We start from the raw sequence: 24,902 nt of genomic DNA, 5'->3' as shown, positions 1-24,902 counted from the left end.
GTCGGCCGCGGCGCTCAGTCCAGGCCCAGCTGCAGCGGGCCGCCGTGCCGCTCGAGCAGCGCCAGGCGGGTGGCCGGACTTTCGAGCTGCGAGAGCCACCATTTCAAGGCCTCGCCCAGGCCGCCTCGACGGGACCCGCCGACGGCCGGGGCAACTCGCCACGCGTAGCCCATGCGCGCCGGCGGAATGGCCCGCTCGACCGGCCGGGTGACGAGTCGCCCGGCGGCAATGTGTTCGCGCGCCAACGGCTCCGGCAGGAAGCCGCAGCCCATGCAGCGGATCTGGGCCTCGATCTTTGCCTGCATGCTGGCCACGGTGAGGACGTCCTGGCCGGGAAGCAGGTTGACGGTGAGGGGCGCGAGGTGCTGGGCTGAATCCGCGACCGCCACGGCGCGGTGGCGCAGCAGTTCGGCATCGCTGATGACGCCTTCTGCCGAGGCGAGCGGGTGATGGGGTGCGACCGCGAACACGAAGTCGAGCGTGCCGAGCGCCTGCATCTGGATGCCGGGCGGCAGCGTCCGCTCGGTGCCGACCCCGATCGCCAGATCGGCGTGCCCTCGCACCAGCGCTTCCCAGGTGCCGGCCAGGACCTCGGTGCGCAGCCGCAGGCGTGTCCCTGGGCCGCCGGTCACGCCTTCGGGCTGCAAGGCATAGAAGGCCTCGCACAACTCGAAGACGGTCAGGCGCGAGATGACGCCATCCACGGCGATGGTGAGTTGCGACTCCCACCCCGTGGCCACCCGCTTGACGCGGCTGGCCACCGCTTCCATCTGCTCCAGCAGGCGAAGGCCCTCGTTCAGTAGCTCCTCGCCGGCGGCCGTGAACTTCGCCTGCCGCGAGGCCCGGTCGAAGAGCAGCACGTCGAGGGCATCCTCGAGCTGGCGCACGTTGTAGGTGAGGGCGGAGGGCACCTTGCCCAGTTCGCGGGCTGCGGCGGCAAAGCTCCCGGTGCGCGCGATCACCTCCAGCATGGACAGGGCGTCGGGCGTCAGGACGTTGCGGGCGGTGGTCATGGGGCGGGCGAAGCCGTGGTCAGAGTCGTTCATCTTATTTGAACGGATGCTTCATGCCACCTCGACCTGCGGTGCGCGCCCGCTCCCTACAGTGAATGCACACCAAGGAGCCACACCATGATCACCCTTCGCCGATCCGCAGAACGAGGCCACGCCGACCACGGCTGGCTCAAGTCCTTCCACAGCTTCTCGTTCGCCGACTACATGGACCCCCGCCACATGGGCGTGGGCAACCTGCGCGTCATCAACGAGGACCGCATCGCGCCCGGCACGGGCTTCGGCACCCACGGCCACCGAGACATGGAGATCGTCTCCTATGTGCTGTCCGGGGCCCTCGGCCATCGCGACAGCCTGGGCAATGGGGCGCGCATCGTGCCGGGCGACGTGCAGCGCATGAGCGCGGGCAGCGGCATCCGGCACAGCGAGTTCAACGTCGCCGAGCAGGCCGAGACCCATTTCCTGCAGATCTGGCTGCTGCCGGACACGAAGGACATCGCGCCCGGCTATGAGCAGAAGCACTTCTCGGCTGACGACAAGCGCGGCCACCTGCGGCTCGTGGCAAGCCGCGATGGCCGGGACGGTGCGGTCACCGTGCATGCCGATGCGAGCATCCACGCTGGTCTGTTCGACGGAGACGAGGCGGCAGAGCTGGCGCTGGCGCCCGGGCGCCTTGCCTACGTGCATGTGGTGCGGGGTGCGGTGCAGGTGAACGGCGAGTCCCTGCAGGCAGGCGACGCCGTCACGCTGCGCGACGAGACCTCGGTGCGCCTGGCCCAGGGCAAGGATGCGGAAGTGCTCGTGTTCGACCTCGCCGCCTGATCGCGGGGCGTATCGCCGTTCACTGTGCGAAGCAGGGGATCCGGGCGCTACAGTTGCGTCATGAATCCCTTGCTCAAAGTCATCGGCCTGCTGCCCTGGATCGACTGGGTAGCGCTCGTGGTGTTCTTCGGTGGATGGGCCGGCTACGCCTGGTTCGCCCGCGACCGGGCGCTGACCCGACCGTCGATCCTGGCCGCGACGAATCGCGTGCGACTCCAGTGGATGCTGCAGACCACGTACCGCGAAGTGCGCGTGCTCGACGGCGCCGTGGTGCAGAGCCTCTCGACCAGCCCGTCCTTCTTTGCCTCCACCACCGTGCTGATCATCGGAGGCCTGCTGGCCGTGCTCGGCACGAGCGACAAGGCCAGCGAACTCGTGCGCGAGATTCCCTTCGCCGCCTCGGCCTCGGTCCTCATCTTCGACATGAAGGTGATCCTGCTGCTGGTCGTCTTCGTGTACGCCTTCTTCCGCTTCACCTGGTCGATGCGGCAGTACACCTTCGGGGCCTTGCTCGTGGCGTCCGCGCCCGAGGCCTCGCAGTTCGCAGCGCAGGGGCTGTCGCGCGAAGCCTTTGCCAACAAGGCCGGGCGGGTGGTCGGCATGGCGGCCGAGACCTTCAACGACGGACTGCGCGCCTATTACATGTCGTTCGCCGCCGTCGGCTGGTTCTTCTCGCCGCTGATGTTCATGCTGAGCACCGCAGGCGTCATCTACATCCTGTTCCAGCGCGAGTTCCACTCCGACGTACTGGGCGTGCTCAACGGCTGAGCCCGGGGTGAGCCTGGCCGCTACTGCTGTCGAGCGGACAGGTCCGCGGCGAGCGCCTCACGTTCATCGAAGACGAAGCAGTCGCCCTCGAAGTGCGCGCCGCCCGCTTCCTCGAAGTACTTGAGGATGCCGCCCTCGAGCTGGAGCACGTGCTCGATGCCGGCCTCGGCCATGAAGAGCGCCGCCTTCTCGCAGCGGATGCCGCCCGTGCAATAACTCACGACCGTCTTGCCCTTCAGGCTGTCGGCGTGGGCCCGAACCGCATCGGGGAATTCGCCGAACCGGTTGATGCGCCAATCGATGGCACCGCGGAAGCGACCGTGGTCGACCTCGAATGCGTTGCGGGTGTCGAGCATGACCACCGGCCGGCCCTCGTCGTCGCGCCCGGCGTCCAGCCACCGCGACAGCGTGCGCGGATCGACCGCGGGCGCACGGCCAGCCGAGGGGCGCAGGTGCGGATGGTTCATGCGGATGATCTCCTGCTTGACCTTCACCAGCAGGCGGCCGAACGGCACCGTCTCCGACCAGCTTTCCTTGGGCTCGAGTTCCCGAAAGCGGGCGTCTTCGCGCAAGGCATCGACGAACGCACGCACCCCTTCTGGCGTGCCGGCGAGGAAGAGGTTGATGCCCTCCTCGGCAAGCAACACCGTTCCCTTCAGGGCATGGGCAGCGGCTTGTGAGCGAATGCTCTCGCGCAGCGCGAGCAGGTCCGTCAACGGCACGAAGCGATAGGCGGAGATGTTGAGAATGGGTTGCAAAGTCGGATCCACCTGCGCATTTTACGGAGCGCCGGCTCTCTAAAATGCGTGGATGGCCTTTGTTCATCTCCGTACCCACACCGAATTCTCCGTCGTCGATGGCACCTTGCGAATCGACGAACTGGTGGCTGCCGCGGCGGCCGACGGCCAGGCCGCCTTGGCCATCACCGACTTGTCGAACATGTTCGGCGGCGTCAAGTTCTACAAGGAAGCACGCAAGGCCGGCGTGAAACCCCTGCTGGGCGCGGACGTCTGGCTCGAGCCCGACCTCGCCGCGGGCGAGAAGCAGCCCAGCCGCCTGCTGCTGCTGGCCCAGAACAAGACCGGTTACCACAACCTCTGCGAGCTCCTCTCGCGCGCCTGGGTGCACGACGCCCAGCGCGGGCAAGCCTGGGTGCGCTGGCAATCGCTGGCCGACCTGGGCGGCGGGCTGATCGTCCTGTCCGGCGGCGACCTCGGCGCCGTCGGGCAAGCGCTCCTGGCGGACGACACCCAGCGCGCCGCGAGCATCGCGCGCCGATTGGCCGACCTCTTCCCCCAGCGCTTCTACATTGAGCTCCAGCGCGCCGGCCTCGCCGGGCACGAAGCGCATGTGCGCGCCGCGGTGCCGCTGGCGGCCGAGCTGGGCCTGCCCGTCGTCGCCACCCATCCGGTGCAGTTCCAGACCCCGGAAGACTTCGAGGCCCACGAGGCACGAACCTGCATCGCCGAAGGCGAGACGCTGACCAACCCGCGGCGCATCAAGCGCTTCAGCCGCGACCAGCACTTCAAGACGCAGGCCGAGATGGAGGCCCTCTTCGCCGACGTGCCGAGTGCCGTGCAGAACACGGTCGAGATCGCCCGTCGCTGCAGCCTCACGCTCGTGCTCGGCAAGCCGCAGCTGCCCGACTTCCCGACGCCGGAGGTCAACGGCGAGCGCATGGCCCCGGAGGCCTACTTCCGGTACGCCTCCCACGAGGGGCTGAAGGAGCGCATGCTCCAGCTGTTCCCCGACCCCGTCGCGCGCGAGAAGGAAAACGCACGGTATGTCGAACGGCTGGAGTTCGAGATCAACACCATCCTCAAGATGGGGTTCCCCGGCTACTTCCTCATCGTGGCCGACTTCATCAACTGGGCCAAGAACAACGGCTGCCCTGTCGGACCCGGACGGGGTTCCGGCGCGGGCTCGCTGGTGGCCTACGCCCTCAAGATCACCGACCTCGATCCGCTGCGCTACAACCTGCTGTTCGAACGGTTCCTGAATCCGGAGCGGGTGTCCATGCCCGACTTCGACATCGACTTCTGCCAGGGCAACCGCGACCGCGTCATCGACTACGTGAAGGACAAGTACGGCCGCGAGGCCGTCAGCCAGATCGCCACCTTCGGCACCATGGCGGCCAAGGCCGCGCTGCGGGACGTGGGTCGGGTGCTCGGCATGGGCTATGGGCACGTCGACGGCGTGGCCAAGCTGGTCCCGGCCCCGCCGGGCAAGACGGTCACGCTCAAGCGGCCGGGCGACAAGCCCGACGCCAGCGTCATCTACGCACGTCTCGAAGCCCCTGAGCTCGAGCAGCGCGAGAAGAACGAGGAGGAGGTTGCCGAACTGCTGGCGCTGGCCGAGCGCGTCGAGGGCATGGTGCGCAACATCGGCATGCACGCCGGCGGCGTGCTGATCGCGCCGGGCAAGATCACCGACTTCTGCCCGCTGTACATGCAGCCCGGCAGTGACAGTGCCGTGAGCCAGTTCGACAAGGACGACGTCGAGGCCATCGGCCTCGTGAAGTTCGACTTCCTGGGCCTGGCCACGCTCACCATCCTGGAGCTCGCCAAGGACTACATCCGCGCGCGACGCCCGAAGCAGGAGAACTTCGCCCTCGAGAACATCCCGCTCAACGACCGGGGCGCCTACCAGCTGATGAGCGAAGGCAAGACGGTCGCCGTGTTCCAGCTGGAAAGCTCCGGCATGCAGCGCATGCTGAAGGACGCCAAGCCGAGCGTGTTCGAGGACATCATCGCGCTCGTCGCGCTGTACCGCCCGGGCCCGATGGACCTGATCCCGAGCTTTTGCGCACGCAAGCACGGCCGCGAGGAGGTCCAGTACCCCCATCCGCTGATGAAGGGCGTGCTGGAGGAGACCTACGGCATCATGGTCTACCAGGAGCAGGTGATGCAGGTGGCCCAGATCGTCGGCGGCTACTCGCTGGGCGGCGCCGACCTGCTGCGCCGCGCGATGGGCAAGAAGAAGCTCGAAGAGATGGTGGCCCACCGTGCCACCTTCGCCGAAGGCGCGGCCAAGCAGGGCATCGACGAGCCCAAGGCCAACGAGATCTTCGACCTGATGGAGAAGTTCGCGGGCTACGGCTTCAACAAGTCGCACGCCGCCGCCTACGCCCTGCTGGCGTACCACACCGCCTACCTGAAGGTGCACTACCTGGCCGAGTTCACGGCGGCCAACATGAGCGTCGCGCTGGACGACACCGACAAGCTCAAGATCTTCCACGACGATGCGGTCAACCTCGGCATCACCTTCGAGCCGCCCAACATCAACACCGGCAACTACCGGTTCGAGCCGGTCGAGGACAAGGTGGTTCGCTACGGCCTGGGCGCGGTCAAGGGCACCGGGCAGAGCGCAATCGAGGCGATCATCCAGGCGCGCCGCGAGGGCGGGCCGTTCAAGAGCATCTTCGACTTCGCCGCGCGCGTGGACCGCAGCCGGATCAACAAGCGCACGGTGGAAGCGCTCGTCAAGGCCGGCGCCTTCGACCTGCTGCACCCCGAGCGCTCGCAGGTGCTGGCCAGCATCGGCCTGGCATTCGAATACGCCGACTCGCAGGCGGCCCACGCCGACCAGGGCGGGCTCTTCGATTTCGACGACTCCCATGCCTCGTCGACGGCCGAGCCGGAGCTCGTGAATGAGCGGCCCTGGAGCATCAAGGAGCGCTTGAGCCTGGAGAAGACGGCGCTCGGCTTCTACCTGTCGGGCCACTTGTTCGACCAGAGCGCGAGCGAAGTGCGGCGGTTCGCGAAGCGCGCCATCGCCGACCTCATCGACTCCCGCGAGCCGCAGATCCTTGCCGGCATCGTGAGCGACCTGCGCGTCATCAACGGCCAGCGCGGCCGGGTCGCCATCTTCAAGCTCGACGACAAGAGCGAGGCCATCGAAGCCGTGGCCAACGAGGACCTGCTCAACGCCAACAAGGACCTGCTTCGCGACGACGAACTCATCATCGTGCTGGGCAAGGCGCAGCCGGACCGTTTCTCGGGCGGCATGCGGCTCAACGTGCAACAGGTGTGGGATCTCGCAACCGCCCGTTGCCGTTTCGGCAAGTACCTGCGCGTGGAGGTGAACGGCAGCGTGCCGCCGGTGGTGGACGTGCTGCGTGAACACCCCAGCCGGCGCATCGAGACGGAAGAGGGGCCGATCACCCAGGGCCTGCCGGTGCGGCTGGTGCTGCAACGCGAGGGCGCTTCCGGCGAGCTGGACCTCGGCGACGAGGGACGGTTCTTCCCCACGGATGCCGCCCTCGAACGCTGGCAGCAGGGCAGCCATGGCAAGTCGGTGGTGGTCTATGACTGAAGCCGTGTCATCGGGCGGCGCCCCGACGACGTTGACGATGCGAACCATTCGGTTTCACGGAGAACATTGATGAAGAGAATCTTGTGGGCGCTGGGCATGGCCTGGGTGAGTGCGACGGCGTGGGCCGGCCCGAGCGTTGGGGTGTCGGTGAGCGTCAACCAGCCCGGGGTCTACGGGCGCGTCGACATCGGCAACGTGCCCCAGGCACCGGTGGTCATCTATCCGCAGCCGGTGGTGATCAGCCAACCGGCCGTGGTCGTCGACCGCCGTCCCATCTACCTGCGCGTGCCGGAGCGCCACTCGCATGACTGGCGGCGCTATTGCGGGCGCTACAACGCCTGTGGCCAGCCGGTGTACTTCGTGCGCGAAGACTGGTACCAGCGTCACTACCATCCGTCGCACCGGGCGCGCGGCGACCGCTGGGACCGGGATGATCATCACCATCACGGCCGGCACGACCGCCGTGACCGGCATGATCGGCATGACCGCCACGATCGGCATGACCGGCACGATCGCCATGATCGCCATGACGACCGCGGCCACCACGGCCGCCACTGAGCGTCCGGCGGTTCGGCATTCAGCCTGAAGCGGCGGCCTGCGGGCCGCCGCTGTCACATGAGCCCGGCATGCGTAGGCGGGCGACAGCGCCCAGCCGATGAGGGGGGCGTGCACTGCTTGCACGGCTCGAGTCTCGACGAGCGGAACGAGCGTGATGAAGTTGGAGGTCGCCGCGATGGCGATGCCCGCGGGCTGCGGCGTCGCCACAACGGATGGGGCCGATCCCGAGCAGCGCCGCAGCGTCAGCTGTCTACACTGATTCCATGCCGAAGCAGAATGATGACGCAGTGACGGGCCTGATCCTCACGGGGGGTGGCGCCCGCGCGGCCTACCAGGTGGGGGTGCTGAAGGCCATCGCACAGATCCGCCGCGAAGTGGCGCCATGGCGCAAGGAGAATCCCTTTCCGGTGATCACCGGCACTTCGGCGGGGGCCATCAATGCAGCGGCCTTGGCCAGTCACTGCGACGACTACGACCAGGCGGTGAATCAACTGTCGCAGGTGTGGGAGAACTTCCGCGCCGAGCAGGTTTACCGGTCGGACGCGCTGGGGGTGATCCGCACCGGGGCGCGCTGGCTCACGATGATGTCGCTCGGGTGGGTCATCGCCCGCTGGCGCCGCGCCCGACAGCGTTCGCTGCTCGACAACTCGCCCCTCGAGGGCCTGCTCGAAGCCATGGTGCGTGTGGATCGGCTGCAGTCGCTCATGCAGGGCGGCCACCTGCAGGCGCTCGCCGTGACCGCGTCGAGCTACAACTCGGGCACCCACGTCACCTTCTACGACTCCGTGAAGGACTTCGTGCCCTGGAACCGCTCACAACGGGTGGCCGTGCGCGACACCATCACCGTGCCGCACCTGCTGGCGTCGGCCGCCATTCCGTTCGTCTTTCCCCCGGTGCCGCTGGCGTTCGACGACAGCACCGAGTATTTCGGGGACGGCTCCATGCGCCAGAGCGCACCGATCTCGCCCGCGGTGCACCTCGGCGCGAGCCGCATCCTCGTGATCGGTGCCGGTCGCATGCATGAGCCGGCCGGGCGCCGCAAGGTGAAGGGCACCTACCCGAACCTGGCGCAGATCGCCGGCCATGCGCTCTCGAACATCTTCCTCGATGCGCTGGCCGTGGACGTCGAGCGGCTGCAGCGCATCAACAAGACGCTCGCGCTCTTGCCCGAGGAGGCGCGCGCCCAGACGACGCTGCGCCCGATCGACGTGCTGGTGATCGCGCCCACCGAGCGGCTGGACGACCTGGCCGCCCGTCACCTCGACAGCCTGCCGCCGCCGGTGCGGGCGCTGTTGCGAGGTGTCGGTGTGTCCGGCAAGGGCGAGGACGCCCGCGGCGCGGCGCTGGCCAGCTACCTGCTCTTCGAAGCGCCCTACACCCGCGACCTGGTGGGGCTCGGCGTGGCCGACACCATGTCGCGGCGCGAGGAGGTCATCGCGTTCTTCGGCTGGGAGCGGCCGGAAGCGCCGCCCTCGCCGGTGCAGGACAGCGGGTTCTACACGACCGAACTGCAGTGAGCGCCGCGCGCCTGGCCCGTCAGTGCTTCGGGTCCGCCGCGGCCTGATCCTTCGGCGCGGCCTTGCCAAAGGGTGCGCGGCGCGCGGGCTTCTCGGCACCTTCGGTCGGGGTGAAGGCGGCTCCGTTCACGGTCAGGCCCTCCTTCGAGAAGCGGGCCGCCGTGCCTTCGCCCACGCCCTTGACGCGGTCGACCAGGTCGGGCCAGTCCTTGAAGGGACCCTTCTTGCGCTCGTCCAGGATGCGGGTGGAGACGGCCGGGCCGATGCCCTTGACGGTCTCGAGGGTGGCCTGGTCGGCCTTGTTGGCGTCGACCGCGGCCCAGGCGGCCTGGGCCGTCAGCATGGCGAGCACGCACAGCAGCTTCTTGAACATGGGATTTCCTTGGAGTGGAGGGAGGGGACACGGCCAGTCCGTGTCCCTGGGTCGCACTCTAGGAAGCTGCCGGCTCGGACGCCCCCGCCACGGGCCTCGAAAGGTCGCAGTCGGCGGGCCGCCGTCGGGACTCAGGCCTTTTGGTGGCTGAGCCACTCCACGTAGCGCTTCACCCCGGTGGCGACATCGGCGAAAACATGGTCGCAGCCGGTGGCGCGCAGCCGCGTGGCGTCGGCCTGGGTGTAGCTCTGGTACTTGCCGACCAGCGCGTCCGGGAACGGGATGTACTCGATGAAGCCGTGCTGGACGAGGTCGGCCAGTGGCATGGCCGGTGCGCCTTGCAACGCACGCGATGCGTTCACCGTGGCCACGGCCACGTCGTTGAACGGTTGGGCGCGGCCGGTGCCGAGGTTGAAGATGCCGCTGTGGCCGGGGTTCTGCAGGAACCACAGGTTCACGGCCACGACGTCGTCGACGTGGATGAAGTCACGGGTCTGGCCGCCCGGGCCATAGCCGCCGTACTCGCCGAACAGTTTCACCCGCCCGGTGTCGCGGAACTGGTTGAAGTGGTGGAACGCCACCGAGGCCATGCGGCCCTTGTGCTGCTCGCGCGGACCATAGACGTTGAAGTAGCGGAAGCCGGCCACCTGCGAGGTGGCGCCGGGCAGCATGCGGCGCACGACGTTGTCGAACAGCAGCTTGGAGTAGCCGTAGACGTTGAGCGGGTGCTCGAAGGCCGGCTCCTCGCGGAAGGTGTCGCTGCCGCCATAGGTGGCGGCCGATGAAGCGTAGAGCAGCCGCACGCCTTGGCGCTGGCAGGCGTCGAGCAGGCCCTTGGAGCACCGGTAGTTGGTGTCCATCATGTAGCGGCCGTTGTGCTCCATGGTGTCGGAGCAGGCGCCCTCGTGGAACACGGCGTCGACCTTGCCGAACTCGCCGCGGGCAAAGCGCTCGTAGAAATCGCTGCGGTCGAAGTAGTCGCTGATCCCGCCGCCAAGCAGGTTGCGGTACTTGGGGCCGTCGGTGAGGTCGTCGACCGCGATGACATCGTCGATGCCGATCGCATTGAGGCCGTGAACGAGGTTGCTGCCGATCATGCCGGCAGCGCCGGTTACCACGACTCTCATGTCGATTCTCCAGGGAACAGTTCGTCGTACGAGACGGAGGCGGTGCCGAACTTGCCGACCACGATGCTGCCCGCCCGGTTGGCGATGGGCATCGCATCGCGCAGCGGCAGGCCGGCGGCGAGCATGACGGCCAGGGTGGCGATGACGGTGTCGCCGGCGCCGGTGACGTCGAAGACTTCCCGCGCCTGCGCCGGCACGTGGGTGTGTCCTGCGGCATCGAACAGGGACATGCCTTCCTCGGAGCGGGTCAGCACCAGGCCTTCCAGGCCGAGTTCATTCCGCAAGGCCTGGGCGCGCTCGTGCAGCTGGGCTTCGTCGCGCCAGGTGCCGATGACCTGCGCCAGCTCGGCCCGGTTCGGCGTGATGGCGGTGGCGCCGGCATAGCGCGTGTAGTCGCTGCCCTTCGGGTCGACGAGCACCGGCTTGCCGGCGGCACGCGCCAGCTCGATCATGCGCGGGATGTGCGTCAGGCCGCCCTTGCCGTAGTCGGAGAACAGCACCGCGTCGAACTGCGGCAGCACCCGCTCGTAGTCGGCCAGCATGCTGTGCAGCACCTCGTGGTCGGGCGCGTTCTCGAAGTCAACGCGAATGAGCTGCTGGTTGCGCCCGATCACCCGCAGCTTGACGATCGTGTACAGCTGGGGGTCATGGCCCAGCAGGGTGGACACGCCCTGGGCCTCGAGCAGCGCCTGCAGCTTGCGGGCCGGTTCGTCCTGGCCGACCACGGTGAGCAGCGTGACCTGCGCGCCGACCGTCTTGGCGTTGAGCGCGACGTTGGCGGCTCCGCCCAGGCGCTCCTCCTCGCGGCTGACGCGCACGACCGGCACCGGCGCCTCCGGCGAAATGCGTTCGACGGCGCCGAACCAGTAGCGGTCGAGCATGGCGTCGCCGACGACCAGCACACGGGCCGCCAGGACCCGCTCACGCGAGGGGCGCTTGTCCATCAGAGATCCTCCAGCCGTTGCGGCGGATAGCTGTCCCAGCTCAGGCAGCCGGGACATTGCCAGAAATAGTGCTGGGCCTCGAAACCGCAGGCGGCGCAGCGATAGCGTTGCAGGGGTTTGGCCGCGCGGCCGACGGCGTCGCGCACGCCCTGGGTCTCTTCGGCTGTCAGCGGGGCCACGCCATCGGCGGCCGTGGTCTGACGCAGCAGCTCCTGTGCCGCGGACAAGGTGGGCTGGTCCTGCAGGTGTCGGAACAGGCGCACGCGCTGGCCCTCGGGTGCAGGGTCGAGCATGGCGATGGCGGCGAGCAGGTCCATGGTGGGCGCGCGGGCATAAAGCTCGCGCAGGCGGTCCAGTGCCGCGTCGGCCTGGCCGGCAGCCAGCGCGGTGGCAGCGTAGTCCTTGGCCACGAGGTTGAAGGCGGTCGGTTGGGCGACCAGCAGCTCGTTCCATGCCTTGAGCGCACCGTTCAGGTCGCCTCGCCTGGCCGCGCGCTGCCCGGTGATGACCAGGGGGCGCGCCAGGTGGGGGGCGGCCAGCCGGGCGTGACGCAGGGCGGTGTCCCCATCTTCCGGGTGCTGCGCCGCGTCCGCTTCCAGGGCCAGCTCACACCAGTAGTGCGCGATGCGGGTGGAGAACGAGCCCGTGCCGCTGCGTTCGAGCTTCTGGGCCACCTCGACGGCGGCCCGCCAGGCGCGTGAGCGCTCGTGCAGCGTCAGCAGGGCCAGCCGTGCCTCGGTGTCGAAGGCGCTCCCGTCGAGTGCCTGATAGGCCTGTTCGGCGCGGTCGAAGAGGCCTGCTTTCATGAAGTCCTGGGCCAGTGCGTACTGGGCCCGGTCGCGGTCGGCCTGGGCCAGGTCGGCGCGACCGAGCAGGTGCTCGTGCACCCGCACCGCTCGCTCGTACTCGCCGCGCCGGCGAAAGAGGTTGCCGAGCGCGAAGTGGAGTTCGGTGGTGTCGGGGTCGTGCTGCACGGCCTCGATGAAGGCGTCGATCGCCTTGTCCTGCTGTTCGTTGAGCAGCAGGTTCAGGCCCTTGAAATACGCGCGCGGCGATTCGCGTTGCTCACGCTTCCATTGGCGAAGGTCGAGCCGGGAGCCCAGCCAGCCGAGGGCGAACGCGATGGGCAGCCCGATGAGCAGCCATTGGAGGTCAAACGCCATGTCGGGTGGGGTCGGATTCGATCGGTGTCAGGGGTTCGGTGGGCGCGGGCGACGTGGGCATCGCGGCATCCTCGCGGAGGGCCTGGTGCTGGCGTGCCACGCGGCGGTGGCGCCACCAGCTCGGCGCCATGGCGAGGCCGCCCACGACCACGCCCAAGGTGAAGGCGGCCAGCACGATGAACACCATCGGCGCACGCCACTCGTGGCTGAAGAACCACCGGATGCCGGCTTCGTGCTGGTTGTTCAGCGCGAACGCGAACAGCGTGAAAAAGAGGGCGGCTCGAACGAGCCAGACTAAAGATCGCATCGCTTCTCCCAGCCGGATTCTAGGTCGAACACAGGTGTTCGACAGGCTTGCCTGCGACATCGATGCGGGCAGCGACAGCGCAGCCCGATCAGCGCAGCGGACTCAGGCGTCCTGGGCGTCGGGCGAGGAGGGTGCAGGGGCAGCGGTCGGCGCGGCGGCAGGCGCTGCGGAGGGCAGGGCGCGCGGCACAACGGCTTCGGTGGGGTCGACCACCGGTACATGGGCATCGACGGCTTCTCGAAGCGCCTTGCCCGGCTTGAAATGGGGAACGAGCTTCTCGGGAATGACCACCTGCTCACCGGAGCGGGGATTGCGCCCCACCCGCGGCGGTCGGCGGTTGATCGAGAAGCTGCCGAACCCGCGGATCTCGATGCGGTGTCCGCGCGCGAGCGCATCGGACATCGCATCCAGGATCGTCTTGACGGCGAACTCGGTGTCGCGATGGGTCAGCTGGCCGAAGCGTTCGGCCAATTGGGTCACGAGATCGGAACGTGTCATTCAGTCCTGCAGGTCCTGGGGTTCGGCGCCGGAACGACAGCGATCAGCTGTTGTTCTGGTTGTCGAGCTTGGCGCGCAGCAGGGCGCCCAGGCTCGTCGTGCCAGCGTTCTCACGCTCGCTGGTGGCCGACAGGCGCTGCATGGCTTCTTGCTGGTCGACGTTGTCCTTGGCCTTGATCGACAGCTGGATCGAACGCGTCTTGCGGTCGACGTTGATGATCATGGCGTTGACTTCGTCGCCTTCCTTCAGCACGTTGCGGGCATCCTCGACGCGGTCACGGCTGATTTCCGAGGCGCGCAGGTAGCCCGTCACGTCGGCATTCAGTTCGATCTCGGCGCCACGGGCGTCCACCGTCTTGACCTTGCCGGTCACGGTCTGGCCACGGTCGTTGACCGAGGTGTAGGACGTGAACGGATCGGAGTCGAGCTGCTTGATGCCCAGGGAGATGCGCTCGCGCTCGACGTCGACGGCCAGCACCACGGCTTCGACTTCCTGGCCCTTCTTGTAGTTGCGCACGGCAACTTCGCCCGGCTCGTGCCAGGACAGGTCGGACAGGTGCACCAGACCGTCGATGCCAGCGGACAGGCCGATGAACACGCCGAAGTCGGTGATGGACTTGACCGGGCCCTTGACGCGATCGCCGCGCTGGACCGTGCCCGAGAACTCTTCCCACGGGTTGGTCTTGCACTGCTTCATGCCGAGGCTGATGCGGCGCTTGTCTTCGTCGATCTCGAGGACCATGACTTCGACTTCGTCGCCCAGGGAGACGATCTTGTTCGGCGCAACGTTCTTGTTGGTCCAGTCCATTTCGGAAACGTGGACCAGGCCTTCGATGCCCGGCTCGATTTCAACGAACGCGCCGTAGTCGGCGATGTTCGTGATCTTGCCGAACAGGCGGGTGCTGTTCGGGTAGCGGCGGGACACGCCGTGCCACGGATCGTCACCCAGCTGCTTGATGCCCAGCGAGACGCGGTTCTTCTCGGCGTCGAACTTGAGGACCTTGGCCTGCAGTTCCTGGCCGACCTGAACGACTTCGCTCGGGTGGCGGACACGGCGCCAGGCCATGTCGGTGATGTGCAGCAGGCCGTCGATGCCGCCGAGGTCGACGAACGCACCGTATTCGGTGATGTTCTTGACCACGCCGTTGACGATGGCGCCTTCGGACAGGGTGCTCAGCAGCTTGCTGCGCTCTTCGCCCATCGAGGCTTCGACCACGGCACGACGCGACAGCACGACGTTGTTGCGCTTGCGGTCGAGCTTGATGACCTTGAACTCCATGGTCTTGCCTTCGAACGGGCTCATGTCCTTGACAGGGCGCGTGTCGAGCAGGGAACCGGGGAGGAAGGCGCGGATGCCGTTGACCAGCACGGTCAGGCCACCCTTGACCTTGCCGTTGACGGTGCCGCTCACGAATTCGCCGGACTCCAGCGAGTTCTCGAGGGACAGCCACGAGGCCAGGCGCTTGGCCTTGTCGCGGGACAGGATGGTGTCGCCATAGCCGTTCTCGACGGCGTCGATGGCCACGGACACGAAATCGCCGACCTGGACTTCGAGCTCGCCCTGGTCGTTCTTGAATTCTTCGATGGGCACGTAGGCTTCGGACTTGAGGCCTGCATTCACCACGACAAAGTTGTGTTCGACACGGACGACTTCCGCGGTGATGACTTCACCGGTGCGCATCTCCGACTTGTTCAGAGATTCTTCGAACAGGGCGGCAAAGGATTCCATACCTTCGGCGGCGCTGGTTTGGGTTTGGGACATGGGGGACGATCCAGATGCAGCTTGCGCTGCGGGTTAGGTTGAACAATCCGTCGCTTCGGCGCGCATGCAGCGCAGGAGGGAAAGCGACGGGGTGAACGGGTGGAGCTCAGGGTGGCCCGGCCTTTTTCAAGGTCAGGATGCCGCGAACGCCTGCTTCGCATTCCACCACTCGAGCACCTGGGCGACGCACTGGTCGACCGGCAATTCGGAGTTGTCGAAGAGCTTGGCATCTTCGGCCGGCTTGAGCGGCGCGACGGTCCGGGACTGGTCTCGGGCGTCACGCGCCTCGAGATCGGCACGCAGACTGTCGATATTAGCCGGAATTCCCTTAGAAATCAATTGCTTATACCGGCGCTCGGCGCGCACGGCGGCGCTGGCCGTGACGAAGACCTTCAGGTCTGCGCCGGGGAAGATCACGGTGCCCATGTCACGTCCGTCGGCGACGAGGCCGGGCAGGCGGCGGTGGGAGAGCTGCAAGGCTCGCAGGGCGTCGCGTACGCTTGGAAAGGCGGAAACCTTCGACGCCATGGCGCCGACGTCCTCCCGGCGCAAGTCGTCGCTCACCTCGACGTCGCCCAACCAGATCTCATGCCCGGTGAATCGCAGCCGCAGGCCGGACGCCACGGCCGCCAGGCCGGCCTCGTCCGTCTCGGCAACGCCTGCCTCGCGGGCGGCAAGCGCCGTCGCCCGGTAGAGCGCGCCGGAGTCGAGGAAGTGGTAGCCCAGCGAAATGGCCACGGCGCTGGCCAGGGTTCCCTTGCCCGATGCCGTGGGCCCGTCGATCGTGAGCACCGGAACGTCCGTCGGGTCGACCTCGACCACGCCGAAGAGCGTCTCGAAGTAGTCCGGAAAGGTCTTGCCGACACAGCGGGGATCAAGGATGCGCACCGGCACGCCGAGGCTGTTGGCGGCGAGCGGATTGAAGGCCGCCAGCGAGAAACACATCGCGATCCGGTGATCGTCGTAGGTGTGGATGGCCGCCCGTTGCCAGCGCGCCGGCGCCGCCACCTCGATGAAGTCGGCGCCTTCGGTCACCACGGCGCCCAGCTTGCGAAGCTCGGTGGCCATGGCGGCGATGCGGTCGGTTTCCTTGACGCGCCAGCTCGCGATGTTGGTGAGCCGGGTCGTCCCGGTGGCGAAGAGCGCCATGACGGCCAGCGTCATGGCGGCGTCGGGGATGTGGTTGCAATCGAGGGTGATGGGCCTGAGCGGCCACGCGCCGCGTCGAACCTCGAGCCACCCCGGCCCGCTCGAGACATCGGCACCCATGGCCCGGGCCGCGTCGACGAAACGGATGTCGCCCTGGATGGAGTCGTCCCCCACGCCTTCGATGCGCACGGTGCGACCGCCGTGGGCGGCAATGGCCCCCAGCGCCACGAAGTAGGACGCCGAGGACGCGTCTCCCTCGACGCGGACGTCGCCCGGCGAGCGGTAGCGGCTGCCCTGCGGCAGCGTGAACCGCTGCCAGCCATCACGCTCGACGGCGATGCCGAAGCGGGCCAGCAGGTTGAGGGTGATCTCGATGTACGGCTTGGAGGTCAGTTCGCCTTCGACCTCGATGGTGACCGGCCCCTGTTCCGTCACCAGCGGCAGGGCGAGCAGCAAGGCGGTGAGGAACTGGCTGGAGACATCGCCCCGCACGCGGATGGGCGAGGCCGTCGACAGCGCGCCGTTCCCAGGCCCGAGCCGCAGCGGCGGATAGCCCTCGTTGCCCAGGTAGGTGACGGGACATCCCAGCTGGCGCAGCGCATCGACCAGGTCACCGATCGGGCGCTCGTGCATGCGCGGGATGCCTTTGACCTCGAACTCGCCGCCCTGGGTTGCGGCCAGCACCGCCAGCGCCGCGGTGAGGGGGCGCATCGCCGTGCCGGCGTTGCCGAGGAAGAGGGATGCCGACTTCGCGGACAGGCGCCCGCCCAGGCCGGTGATGTGCCAGCGCTCGCCGTCGGCCTGCACGCCGCAGCCGAGCGTGCGCAGCGCGTCCAGCATCACGGAGGTGTCGTCGGAGTCCAGCAGGTCATGAACGACCGTCGTGCCTTCGCTCAGGCCGGCAAGCAGCAGCACCCGGTTGGAGATGCTCTTGGAGCCGGGCAGCCGGACGGTGCCCTGTGCGGCACGCAGCGGAGGCAGGTCGAGGAAGGGGGTGGTGAACATGGGCGTCGCGGGTGGACTGCGAAAGGGCTGATGAGTTCGAGCGAGCCGTCGGACAGGCGGTTGGCGCAACGGGCAGCGGCCGCTCGGGAGGGAAGAGATGCGCCTGGCCCGCGGGTGGTGCGGGACGCCAGGCGGCAATCAGCGTCCCGACCCGGGCTTGGCCGCGCCCATCTGCCAGTTCGCACGGGCATCCGAGGCGTTGCGGATCAGGTCTTCGAGGGCCTCGACGTTGCCGGTCTTCATGACATGCTCCATCGCGTCGAGGGTATGGCGAAAGCGCAGTGACTGCTTGAGGATCTCTTCGCGGTTCGACATGAGGATGTCGCGCCAGACTTCCGGATCGCTCGCGGCGATGCGGGTGAAGTCGCGAAAACCCGGGCCTGCCAGCGAGAGGAAGTCCCGTCCCGCCGGCTGCTTGGCCACCGAACTGAAGAAGGCGAAGGCCAGCATGTGCGGCAGGTGGCTCACGGCGGCGAAGGCGGCGTCGTGGTTCTCCGGCGTCATGCGCAGCACCTGCGACCCGATGGCCGACCAGACGTCGGTGGCCTTCTGCACGAGCTCGGGGTCGGTCTGGGGCAGAGGGGTGATGATGACCTGCCGGCCGCTGTAGAGCGAGGCGTCCGCGTGGGCGATGCCCGCCACTTCCTTGCCGGCGATGGGGTGGGCGGGGACGAACGACGGCAGGCGATCCTTCAGGACCCGGCGCGCCGCGTCGACCACATCCCGCTTGGTGGAGCCCACGTCCATGAAAAGCACGCCCGGCTCGACCAGATGGCGAATGGCACGGAAGGTGGCTTCGCTGGCCGAGACCGGCACGGCCATCAGCACGATGTCGGAACCCGAGACGGCCAGCAACGCCGATTCGGCGGTGTCATCGATCACGCCGAGCTTCTTGGCCCGCTCAGTGGTCGAGGGCGACTTGCTGTACCCGATGACGCGCTTGACGAGCCCGGCGCGTTTGAGCGCGAGCGCGAAGGATCCGCCCATCAGGCCGCAGCCGATCACGCCAAGCTGGTTGAACATCGTGCGAGGGCTTTCTTCTGGTTGTTGTCGGGTTTTCGCGAGGCGGCGCACTCAGTGCACGTCCACGGGATAGGTGCCCAGCACCTTGAAATACGCACAGACCTTGCGCAGGGCCGCCATCGCGGTGGCCACGGCCGGCTGATCCGGGTGGCCCTGCAGGTCGATGTAGAAGTAGTACTCCCATTGGCCCGAGCGGGCCGGACGCGACTCGAAGCGCGTCATGGACACGCCGTGCTCCTTGAGCGGCACCAGCATGTCGTGCACCGCGCCCGGGCGGTTGGTGACCGACACCACGAGGCTCGTGCAGTCGTGGCCCGAGGCTTGTGGCGTGGGCTGGCGATGCGGGTGCGCGACGATCGCGAAGCGCGTGCGGTTGTGCGGGTCGTCCTGGATGGCCGGGGCGAGGATGTGCAAGCCATATTCGCTGCCGGCACGGTCGCTGGCGATGGCGGCGAGCGATGGATCGTGGCTCGCCATCCGGGCGCCCTCGGCATTGCTCGACACCGGCCGGCGTTCGACGTTCGGCAGGTGGTTGCTGAGCCAGCCGTGGCACTGCGCGAGCGCCTGCGGATGCGCGACCACCGCCTGGATGCCGTCGAGCGAGTTGTCGCGGCGCAGCAGGTTGTGGCGTACGAACAGACTGGTCTCGCCGACGATGTGCAGCGGCGTCGTGAGGAACAGGTCGAGCGAGCGCGCGACCACCCCCTCGGTGGAGTTCTCGACGGGCACGACGCCGAAGTCGGCGGCCCCGGCCGACGTGGCGCGGAACACCTCGTCGATGCTCGTGCAAAGCACCTGGGTGATCGACGAGCCGAAGAAACCGAGTGCGGCCAGTTCGCTGAACGTGCCGGCCGGACCCAGGTAGGCGACGCGGGTGGGCGCTTCCAGTGCCCGGCAGGCGGACATGATCTCGCGCCAGATGGGCGCCACGCTGTCGGACTTGAGCGGGCCGGGGTTGACGGCCTTGAGGCCGTCGATGACCTGGGCTTCGCGCTCGGGGCGGAAGGCCACCGAGCCCTCGCGCTTCTTCACTTCGCCGACCTCCAGGGCCAGGCGGGCCCGGCGGTTGAGGAGGTCGAGCAGTTCACGGTCGACCGTGTCGATGCGGGTGCGCAGCGCCAGCAGTTCGGGATGGGGGGCGGACGGTACTTCAGCCATGGCGTGCCGCAAATTCTCGCATGTGCCCGACGAGCGCCTGCACGCCGGCCAGCGGCATGGCGTTGTAGATGCTGGCCCGCATGCCGCCGACCGACTTGTGGCCCTTGAGCTGCAGCAGCCCCTTGTCACGCGCCTCGGCAAGGAAGGCGTCGTTGTGCCGTTCGTCCTTCAGGAAGAAGGGCACGTTCATGCGCGAGCGGCACGCCCGGTCGACCTTGTTCACATAGAAGCCGGAACCGTCGATGTAGTCGTACAGCAACCGGGACTTGGCGACGTTGCGTGCCTCCATGGCGGCGACGCCGTGCAGGCCGCCCTCGGTCTGCCGACGCAGCCATTGGAAGACGAGGCCGGCGATGTAGATGCCGTAGGTGGGCGGCGTGTTGAACATCGAATGATTGTCGGCCACCGTCCGGTAGTTGAAGGCGGACGGGCAGATGGAAAGGGCGTGGCCCAGCAGGTCGTCGCGGACGATGACGAGCGTGAGGCCGGCCGGGCCGATGTTCTTCTGCGCACCGCCGTAGGCGAGTCCCACGCGGGACCAATCGGTGGGGCGCGACAGCACGTTGGAGGAGAAGTCGACGACAAGGGGAGCTTGGCTGCCAAGGGCGGCCAGGTCCGGCAGCGACTGGAACTCCACGCCGTGGATGGTCTCGTTGCCGCACACGTGCACGTAGGCGGCATCGGCACTCAGTTGCCACTGCGCCGGGTCGGGCAGCGAGGTGTGCCGGGTGTCGGCATTGGAAGCAATGGTGCGCGCCTCGCAATAGCGTTGCGCCTCCTTGTGCGACTTCTGCGACCACGAGCCCGTGATGACGTAGTCGGCGACCCCACCCTTCGACAGGTTCATCGGCACGATGGCGTTCTCCGCCAGCCCGCCGCCCTGCATGAACAGCACGTGGAAGTGCTCGGGCACGGCCAGCAGTTCGCGCAGGTCGGCCTCGGCCTGGGAGGCGATGGACTGGAACTCCCGGCCGCGGTGGCTCATTTCCATCACGCCCATGCCGCAGCCGTGCCAGTCGAGCATCTCGCCGGCGGCTTGCGCCAGCACCTCGTCGGGCAGTGCGGCCGGGCCCGCTGAAAAGTTGTAGGGACGTGCCATCGTCATGTTGTCGTGAGCTCGGGAAAGGGTCGCCGGGGCGACGTCACTTACTTCTTGGGCTGCGATGCCTTGCCGGCCGGCGCCTTGCCCTTGGCCGGTGCCGCGTCGCCATTGGCGGGCAGGCCGAGTGCGCTGGAGACGCTCTGCTCGAGGGCCTTCATCTTGGGCTCGACGGTCGGGCGCAGTTCCGTCACCAATTGCTCGGTGAAGGCATTGCCGAGCTCGGGCAGCGCAGCCTGGTACTTCTTGTAGGCCGGGGCTTCGAGGGCCACCAGCAGCTGGCGGAGCTCGTCCTCGGTGAAACGCTCGTTCAGCATGGGGCCCAGTGCCGACTGGCCCAGCTTGGCGGCCTTCTCCTTGGCGATCGGGCGCATGTCGTCGGAGTACTTCTTGGCCAGGCCTTCGATCTGGGTGATGGCGGCCTGTCGCTTGTCTTCCGGCACGCGGCCGAGCGCTTGCTGCGCGGCGCCCAGCATCTGGCGCAGCGGCTGCTCGGTGAGGCCGACGGCCATGCTCTCGAGGCCCGGCTGCTGCAGGGCCACCAGGCGGTCGAGCAGCTGCTTCTTGGCAGCGCTCGGCGCGGCGGCCGGCGCCGGCGTTGCCGCCGGGGTGTTCTGGGCCAGGACCGGCGACGTTGCAGCGCCCACGAGCAGCGCGATCATCAGGGATTTCTTCATGCTTGGGTCTCGTCAGTGGGCGGCTCTTCGCCAGCCTCGGGGTTGGCATCGTTTTCCGCGATGCGTTGCAAACCAATCAGCTTGGTTCCGTTATCGAGCGCGATCAGCGTGACGCCCTGGGTGGCGCGTCCGAGTTCGCGGATTTCCGCGACGCGTGTGCGCACCAGCACGCCCTTGTCGGTGATGAGCATGATCTCGTCGGCCGGCCGCACCAGCGTGGCCGCGACCACCTTGCCGTTGCGCTCGGACTGTTGGATCGCGATCATGCCTTTGGTTCCACGGCCGTGTCGGGTGTACTCGACGATGCTCGTGCGCTTGCCGTAGCCGTTCTCGGTGGCGGTGAGCACGCTCTGCGACTCGTCCTCGGCCACCAGCATGGCGATGACGCTCTGGCCTTCCTCGAGGGTCATGCCGCGCACGCCGCGGGCATTGCGGCCCATCGAGCGTACGTCGTCCTCGTCGAAGCGAACGGCCTTGCCGCCGTCGCTGAAGAGCATGACATCGTGCTTGCCATCGGTGAGCGCCGCGCCGATGAGGAAGTCGCCCTCGTCGAGGTCGACGGCGATGATGCCGGCCTTGCGCGGGTTGCTGAACTCGTCGAGCGAGGTCTTCTTGACGACCCCTTGGGCGGTCGCCATGAACACGTAGTGGTCGGCCGGGAAGCTGCGGAAGCCGTCGGTGAGCGGCAGCACCACGTTGACCTTCTCGCCCGCCTGCAGCGGGAACATGTTGACGATCGGTCGTCCGCGCGAATTGCGCGAGCCGGTGGGCACTTCCCACACCTTGAGCCAGTACACCCGGCCGCGGTTGGTGAAGCACAGGATGTAGTCGTGCGTGTTGGCGATGAAGAGCTGGTCGACCCAGTCGTCTTCCTTCGTCTGGGTCGCCTGCTTGCCGCGTCCGCCGCGCTTCTGTGCCCGGTACTCCGAAAGTGCCTGGCTCTTGATGTAGCCGGTGTGGCTCAGGGTGACGACCATGTCGGTCGGCGTGATCAGGTCCTCGGTGCCGAGGTCCTGCGCGTTGTGCTCGATTTGGCTGCGGCGCATGCCCACCTTGGTCTGGCCGAACTCCAGGCGCAGTGCGGAGAGTTCGTCGCTGATGATGGTGGTGACGCGCGACGGGGTGGCGAGGATGTCGAGGAGGTCGGCGATCTGCGCCATGACGTCCTTGTACTCGGCGACGATCTTGTCCTGCTCGAGGCCGGTGAGGCGCTGCAGGCGCATCTGCAGGATCTCGCTCGCCTGGTCGTCCGACAGACGGTAGAGGCCGTCCGGCTGCAGGCCGTAGTGCTTGGCCAGGCCCTCCGGACGGTAGGCCTCGCGTCCCCCGGGCGTCTCGCCCTCGGCGCGGGTGAGCATCTCGCGCACGAGCGATGAATCGAAGGACTTGCTCATCAGCGCCAGCTTCGCGGCCGGCGGCGTGGGCGAGGTCTTGATGGTCTCGATGAACTCGTCGATGTTGGCCAGTGCGACGGCAAGGCCTTCCAGCACGTGACCGCGCTCGCGCGCCTTGCGCAGCTCGAAGACCGTGCGACGGTTGATCACCTCGCGGCGGTGCTCGAGGAAGACCGCGATCAGGTCCTTCAGGTTGCACAGCTTCGGTTGCCCGTCGATCAGGGCCACCATGTTGATGCCGAAGGTGTCCTGGAGCTGGGTCTGCTTGTACAGGTTGTTGAGCACCACCTCGGGCACTTCACCGCGCTTCAGCTCGATCACCACCCGCATGCCGGACTTGTCGGACTCGTCCTGGATGTGGCTGATGCCTTCGATCTTCTTCTCGTGGACCAGCTCGGCGATGCGCTCGAGCAGGGTCTTCTTGTTCACCTGGTAGGGAATCTCGTCGACGATGATCGACTGGCGCTGGCCGCGGTCGATGTCCTCGAAGTGGCACTTCGCGCGCATCACCACCTTGCCGCGGCCGGTGCGGTAGCCATCGCGCACGCCGCTCGTGCCATAGATGATGCCGGCCGTCGGGAAGTCGGGCGCCGGGATGATCTCCATCAGCTCCTCGATGGTCGCCTGCGGGTTCCTGAGCAGGTGCAGGCAGGCATCGACCACCTCGTTGAGGTTGTGCGGCGGAATGTTGGTCGCCATGCCCACCGCGATGCCGCCTGAACCGTTGACGAGCAGGTTGGGCAGTCGCGACGGCAGGACGAGCGGCTCCTTCTCGGAGCCGTCGTAGTTGGGGCCGAAGTCGACGGTTTCCTTGTCCAGGTCGGCCAGCATCTCGTGGGCGATCTTGGAAAGGCGGATTTCCGTGTACCGCATGGCCGCCGCGTTGTCGCCGTCGATCGAGCCGAAGTTGCCCTGGCCGTCGACGAGCATGTGGCGCAGGGAGAAGTCCTGAGCCATGCGCACAGCAGTGTCATACACCGATTGGTCACCGTGCGGATGGTATTTACCGATCACGTCACCGACGATACGGGCCGACTTCTTGTACGGGCGGTTCCAGTCGTTGTTCAGCTCGTGCATCGCGTAGAGCACGCGGCGGTGGACGGGCTTCAGGCCGTCACGCGCGTCGGGGAGGGCGCGGCCCACGATCACGCTCATCGCGTAATCCAGGTACGAACGCCGCATTTCCTCCTCGAGGCTGATGGGCAGGGTTTCCTTGGCGAACTGAGTCATTCGGTCTCGGCGTCAAAGCGAACGGGGGAGCACAGGCGGACCTGCCTGCGCAATCCTGGATTCTAGTTCGGCTGCGATGTCGTTCCAGCGCAACAGGCGCACTGACAAAGAACGGGGTCACGGCCAGAATCCAGAGGTCCGAATACCCTATGGCACAATCCGGCGTCGGTGGTGAGTGCTCGAGAAATCGAGGAGTCGCCCGTCTCTTTCCGATTCCGGTTTGGACGTTTTGCAGAACACTGCACCTTCCCTTGAGAGGAGAATCATGAAGAAACTCAATAAAGTCGCATCGCTCTTCGCATCGGCCGCTCTCGCCGCTTCTGCAACCGGTGCTTTCGCCCAAAACTGGGTCAACAGCTCCGGTCAGACGTGGAAGAACGGCACGGGCGAATATTGCTGGCGCAACAACTTCTGGACGCCGGCCACTGCGACGGAAGGTTGCGACGGCGCTCCCGTGAAGGCCGCGGCTGTTCCCGCGCCCGCTCCGGCTCCCGCACCCGCCCCGGCCGCTCCGGCGCCGGTCGCGCCTGTCGTGCCGGTGGCCCCGCCGGCCCCGGTCAGCGAGAAGGTGACCTTCGCTGCTGACGCCTTCTTCGACACCGCCAAGTCGGTGCTGAAGCCGGACGCACGCGCCAAGCTGGACGACCTGGTTGCCAAGACCAAGGACGTGAATCTGGAAGTCATCATCGCTGTCGGCCACACCGACTCCGATGGCTCTGACAACTACAACCAGCGCCTGTCCGTGTCGCGCGCCGAGTCGGTCAAGAAGTACCTGGTGAGCAAGGGCATCGAGACCAACCGCGTCTACACCGAAGGCAAGGGCGAGAAGCAGCCGGTCGCCGACAACAAGTCGAAGGAAGGCAAGGCGAAGAACCGCCGCGTCGAAATCGAAGTCGTCGGTACGCGCACCCGCAAGTAATCGCTTCGCGATGACTTGAATCCCGTCTCGACGGGGTTGCCAGAAACCCCGCCTCGGCGGGGTTTTTCTTTGTCTGCGCCGTAAT

General features: G+C 67.4%; 21 protein-coding genes. 6 read left to right on the top strand and 15 right to left on the bottom strand.

Annotated features, from left to right (window positions below):
* Positions 1-14: 14 nt before the first annotated feature.
* Positions 15-1,013, bottom strand: a complete 999-nt coding sequence (locus tag ACSQ2F_RS13245) for a LysR family transcriptional regulator (RefSeq protein ID WP_436026822.1) — start codon at positions 1,011-1,013, stop codon at positions 15-17.
* A 117-nt stretch (positions 1,014-1,130) separates the two neighbouring features.
* Here ACSQ2F_RS13245 and ACSQ2F_RS13240 point away from each other — a divergent pair, with 117 nt between their 5' ends.
* Together ACSQ2F_RS13240 and ACSQ2F_RS13235 are read left to right on the top strand one after the other, a co-directional pair.
* On the top strand, positions 1,131-1,832 hold the full coding sequence (locus ACSQ2F_RS13240; protein WP_436023496.1) for a pirin family protein: 702 nt from the start codon (positions 1,131-1,133) through the stop codon (positions 1,830-1,832).
* Between the two features lie 60 nt (positions 1,833-1,892).
* Positions 1,893-2,600 (top strand): DUF599 domain-containing protein, encoded by a 708-nt coding sequence (locus ACSQ2F_RS13235; protein WP_436023494.1) that lies wholly within the window; start codon positions 1,893-1,895, stop codon positions 2,598-2,600.
* Positions 2,601-2,620: 20 nt separating this feature from the next.
* Here the strand turns inward: ACSQ2F_RS13235 and ACSQ2F_RS13230 are convergent, their stop codons facing one another.
* Positions 2,621-3,358, bottom strand: coding sequence for a sulfurtransferase (locus ACSQ2F_RS13230; protein ID WP_436026820.1), 738 nt, complete (start codon positions 3,356-3,358; stop codon positions 2,621-2,623).
* A gap of 52 nt (positions 3,359-3,410) precedes the next feature.
* On the opposite strand from ACSQ2F_RS13230, the gene dnaE reads away from it, so the two are divergent.
* From dnaE to ACSQ2F_RS13215, 3 genes are all read left to right on the top strand, one after another.
* On the top strand, positions 3,411-6,914 hold the full coding sequence (gene dnaE / locus ACSQ2F_RS13225) for a DNA polymerase III subunit alpha (RefSeq protein WP_436023492.1): 3,504 nt from the start codon (positions 3,411-3,413) through the stop codon (positions 6,912-6,914).
* A 69-nt stretch (positions 6,915-6,983) separates the two neighbouring features.
* Complete coding sequence (locus ACSQ2F_RS13220; protein ID WP_436023490.1) at positions 6,984-7,472, top strand: hypothetical protein; 489 nt, start codon at positions 6,984-6,986, stop codon at positions 7,470-7,472.
* 263 nt (positions 7,473-7,735) lie between these two features.
* Complete coding sequence (locus ACSQ2F_RS13215) at positions 7,736-8,989, top strand: patatin-like phospholipase family protein (RefSeq protein ID WP_436023488.1); 1,254 nt, start codon at positions 7,736-7,738, stop codon at positions 8,987-8,989.
* Positions 8,990-9,008: 19 nt separating this feature from the next.
* Here ACSQ2F_RS13215 and ACSQ2F_RS13210 read toward each other — a convergent pair whose 3' ends face one another.
* The 13 genes from ACSQ2F_RS13210 to gyrA form a co-directional block, all read right to left on the bottom strand.
* On the bottom strand, positions 9,009-9,362 hold the full coding sequence (locus ACSQ2F_RS13210) for a ComEA family DNA-binding protein (protein WP_436023486.1): 354 nt from the start codon (positions 9,360-9,362) through the stop codon (positions 9,009-9,011).
* Positions 9,363-9,493: 131 nt separating this feature from the next.
* A complete protein-coding gene (gene rfaD, locus ACSQ2F_RS13205) occupies positions 9,494-10,489 on the bottom strand; it encodes an ADP-glyceromanno-heptose 6-epimerase (protein ID WP_436023484.1) in 996 nt (331 codons plus the stop codon).
* On the bottom strand, positions 10,486-11,433 hold the full coding sequence (gene rfaE1 / locus ACSQ2F_RS13200; RefSeq protein WP_436023482.1) for a D-glycero-beta-D-manno-heptose-7-phosphate kinase: 948 nt from the start codon (positions 11,431-11,433) through the stop codon (positions 10,486-10,488). The genes rfaD and rfaE1 overlap by 4 nt, the downstream gene beginning before the upstream one ends.
* A complete protein-coding gene (lapB, locus tag ACSQ2F_RS13195) occupies positions 11,433-12,596 on the bottom strand; it encodes a lipopolysaccharide assembly protein LapB (RefSeq protein WP_436023480.1) in 1,164 nt (387 codons plus the stop codon). The genes rfaE1 and lapB overlap by 1 nt, the downstream gene beginning before the upstream one ends.
* Entirely contained in the window at positions 12,586-12,903 is a 318-nt protein-coding gene (locus ACSQ2F_RS13190) for a LapA family protein (protein WP_436023478.1), read from the bottom strand. The genes lapB and ACSQ2F_RS13190 overlap by 11 nt, the downstream gene beginning before the upstream one ends.
* A 102-nt stretch (positions 12,904-13,005) precedes the next feature.
* On the bottom strand, positions 13,006-13,401 hold the full coding sequence (locus tag ACSQ2F_RS13185; RefSeq protein WP_436023476.1) for an integration host factor subunit beta: 396 nt from the start codon (positions 13,399-13,401) through the stop codon (positions 13,006-13,008).
* 43 nt (positions 13,402-13,444) lie between these two features.
* On the bottom strand, positions 13,445-15,163 hold the full coding sequence (rpsA, locus tag ACSQ2F_RS13180) for a 30S ribosomal protein S1 (RefSeq protein ID WP_436023474.1): 1,719 nt from the start codon (positions 15,161-15,163) through the stop codon (positions 13,445-13,447).
* A 132-nt stretch (positions 15,164-15,295) separates the two neighbouring features.
* Positions 15,296-17,317 carry a bifunctional 3-phosphoshikimate 1-carboxyvinyltransferase/cytidylate kinase gene (locus ACSQ2F_RS13175; RefSeq protein ID WP_436023472.1) on the bottom strand — a complete coding sequence of 674 codons (2,022 nt, stop codon included), beginning with the start codon at positions 17,315-17,317 and terminating at the stop codon, positions 15,296-15,298.
* A gap of 138 nt (positions 17,318-17,455) precedes the next feature.
* Positions 17,456-18,340: a prephenate dehydrogenase gene (locus tag ACSQ2F_RS13170; protein ID WP_436023470.1), complete on the bottom strand. Its 885-nt coding sequence runs from the start codon at positions 18,338-18,340 to the stop codon at positions 17,456-17,458.
* 51 nt (positions 18,341-18,391) lie between these two features.
* Positions 18,392-19,498 carry a prephenate dehydratase gene (pheA, locus tag ACSQ2F_RS13165; protein WP_436023468.1) on the bottom strand — a complete coding sequence of 369 codons (1,107 nt, stop codon included), beginning with the start codon at positions 19,496-19,498 and terminating at the stop codon, positions 18,392-18,394.
* The gene (serC, locus tag ACSQ2F_RS13160) at positions 19,491-20,597 is read right to left on the bottom strand and encodes a 3-phosphoserine/phosphohydroxythreonine transaminase (protein ID WP_436026818.1); all 1,107 of its coding nucleotides are present in this window, start codon (positions 20,595-20,597) and stop codon (positions 19,491-19,493) included. The genes pheA and serC overlap by 8 nt, the downstream gene beginning before the upstream one ends.
* Positions 20,598-20,644: 47 nt before the next feature.
* On the bottom strand, positions 20,645-21,274 hold the full coding sequence (locus ACSQ2F_RS13155) for a hypothetical protein (RefSeq protein WP_436023466.1): 630 nt from the start codon (positions 21,272-21,274) through the stop codon (positions 20,645-20,647).
* Entirely contained in the window at positions 21,271-23,898 is a 2,628-nt protein-coding gene (gene gyrA / locus ACSQ2F_RS13150) for a DNA gyrase subunit A (protein ID WP_436023464.1), read from the bottom strand. The genes ACSQ2F_RS13155 and gyrA overlap by 4 nt, the downstream gene beginning before the upstream one ends.
* 265 nt (positions 23,899-24,163) lie before the next feature.
* On the opposite strand from gyrA, the gene ompA reads away from it, so the two are divergent.
* Entirely contained in the window at positions 24,164-24,817 is a 654-nt protein-coding gene (gene ompA / locus ACSQ2F_RS13145) for an outer membrane protein OmpA (RefSeq protein WP_436026816.1), read from the top strand.
* Positions 24,818-24,902: the final 85 nt, after the last annotated feature.

The organism is Rhizobacter sp. LjRoot28 (assembly GCF_964253025.1).
Classification (GTDB): domain Bacteria; phylum Pseudomonadota; class Gammaproteobacteria; order Burkholderiales; family Burkholderiaceae_C; genus Rhizobacter.
Note: the sequence above shows the minus strand (reverse complement) of the source record. Positions and strands in the feature narration are given on the sequence as shown.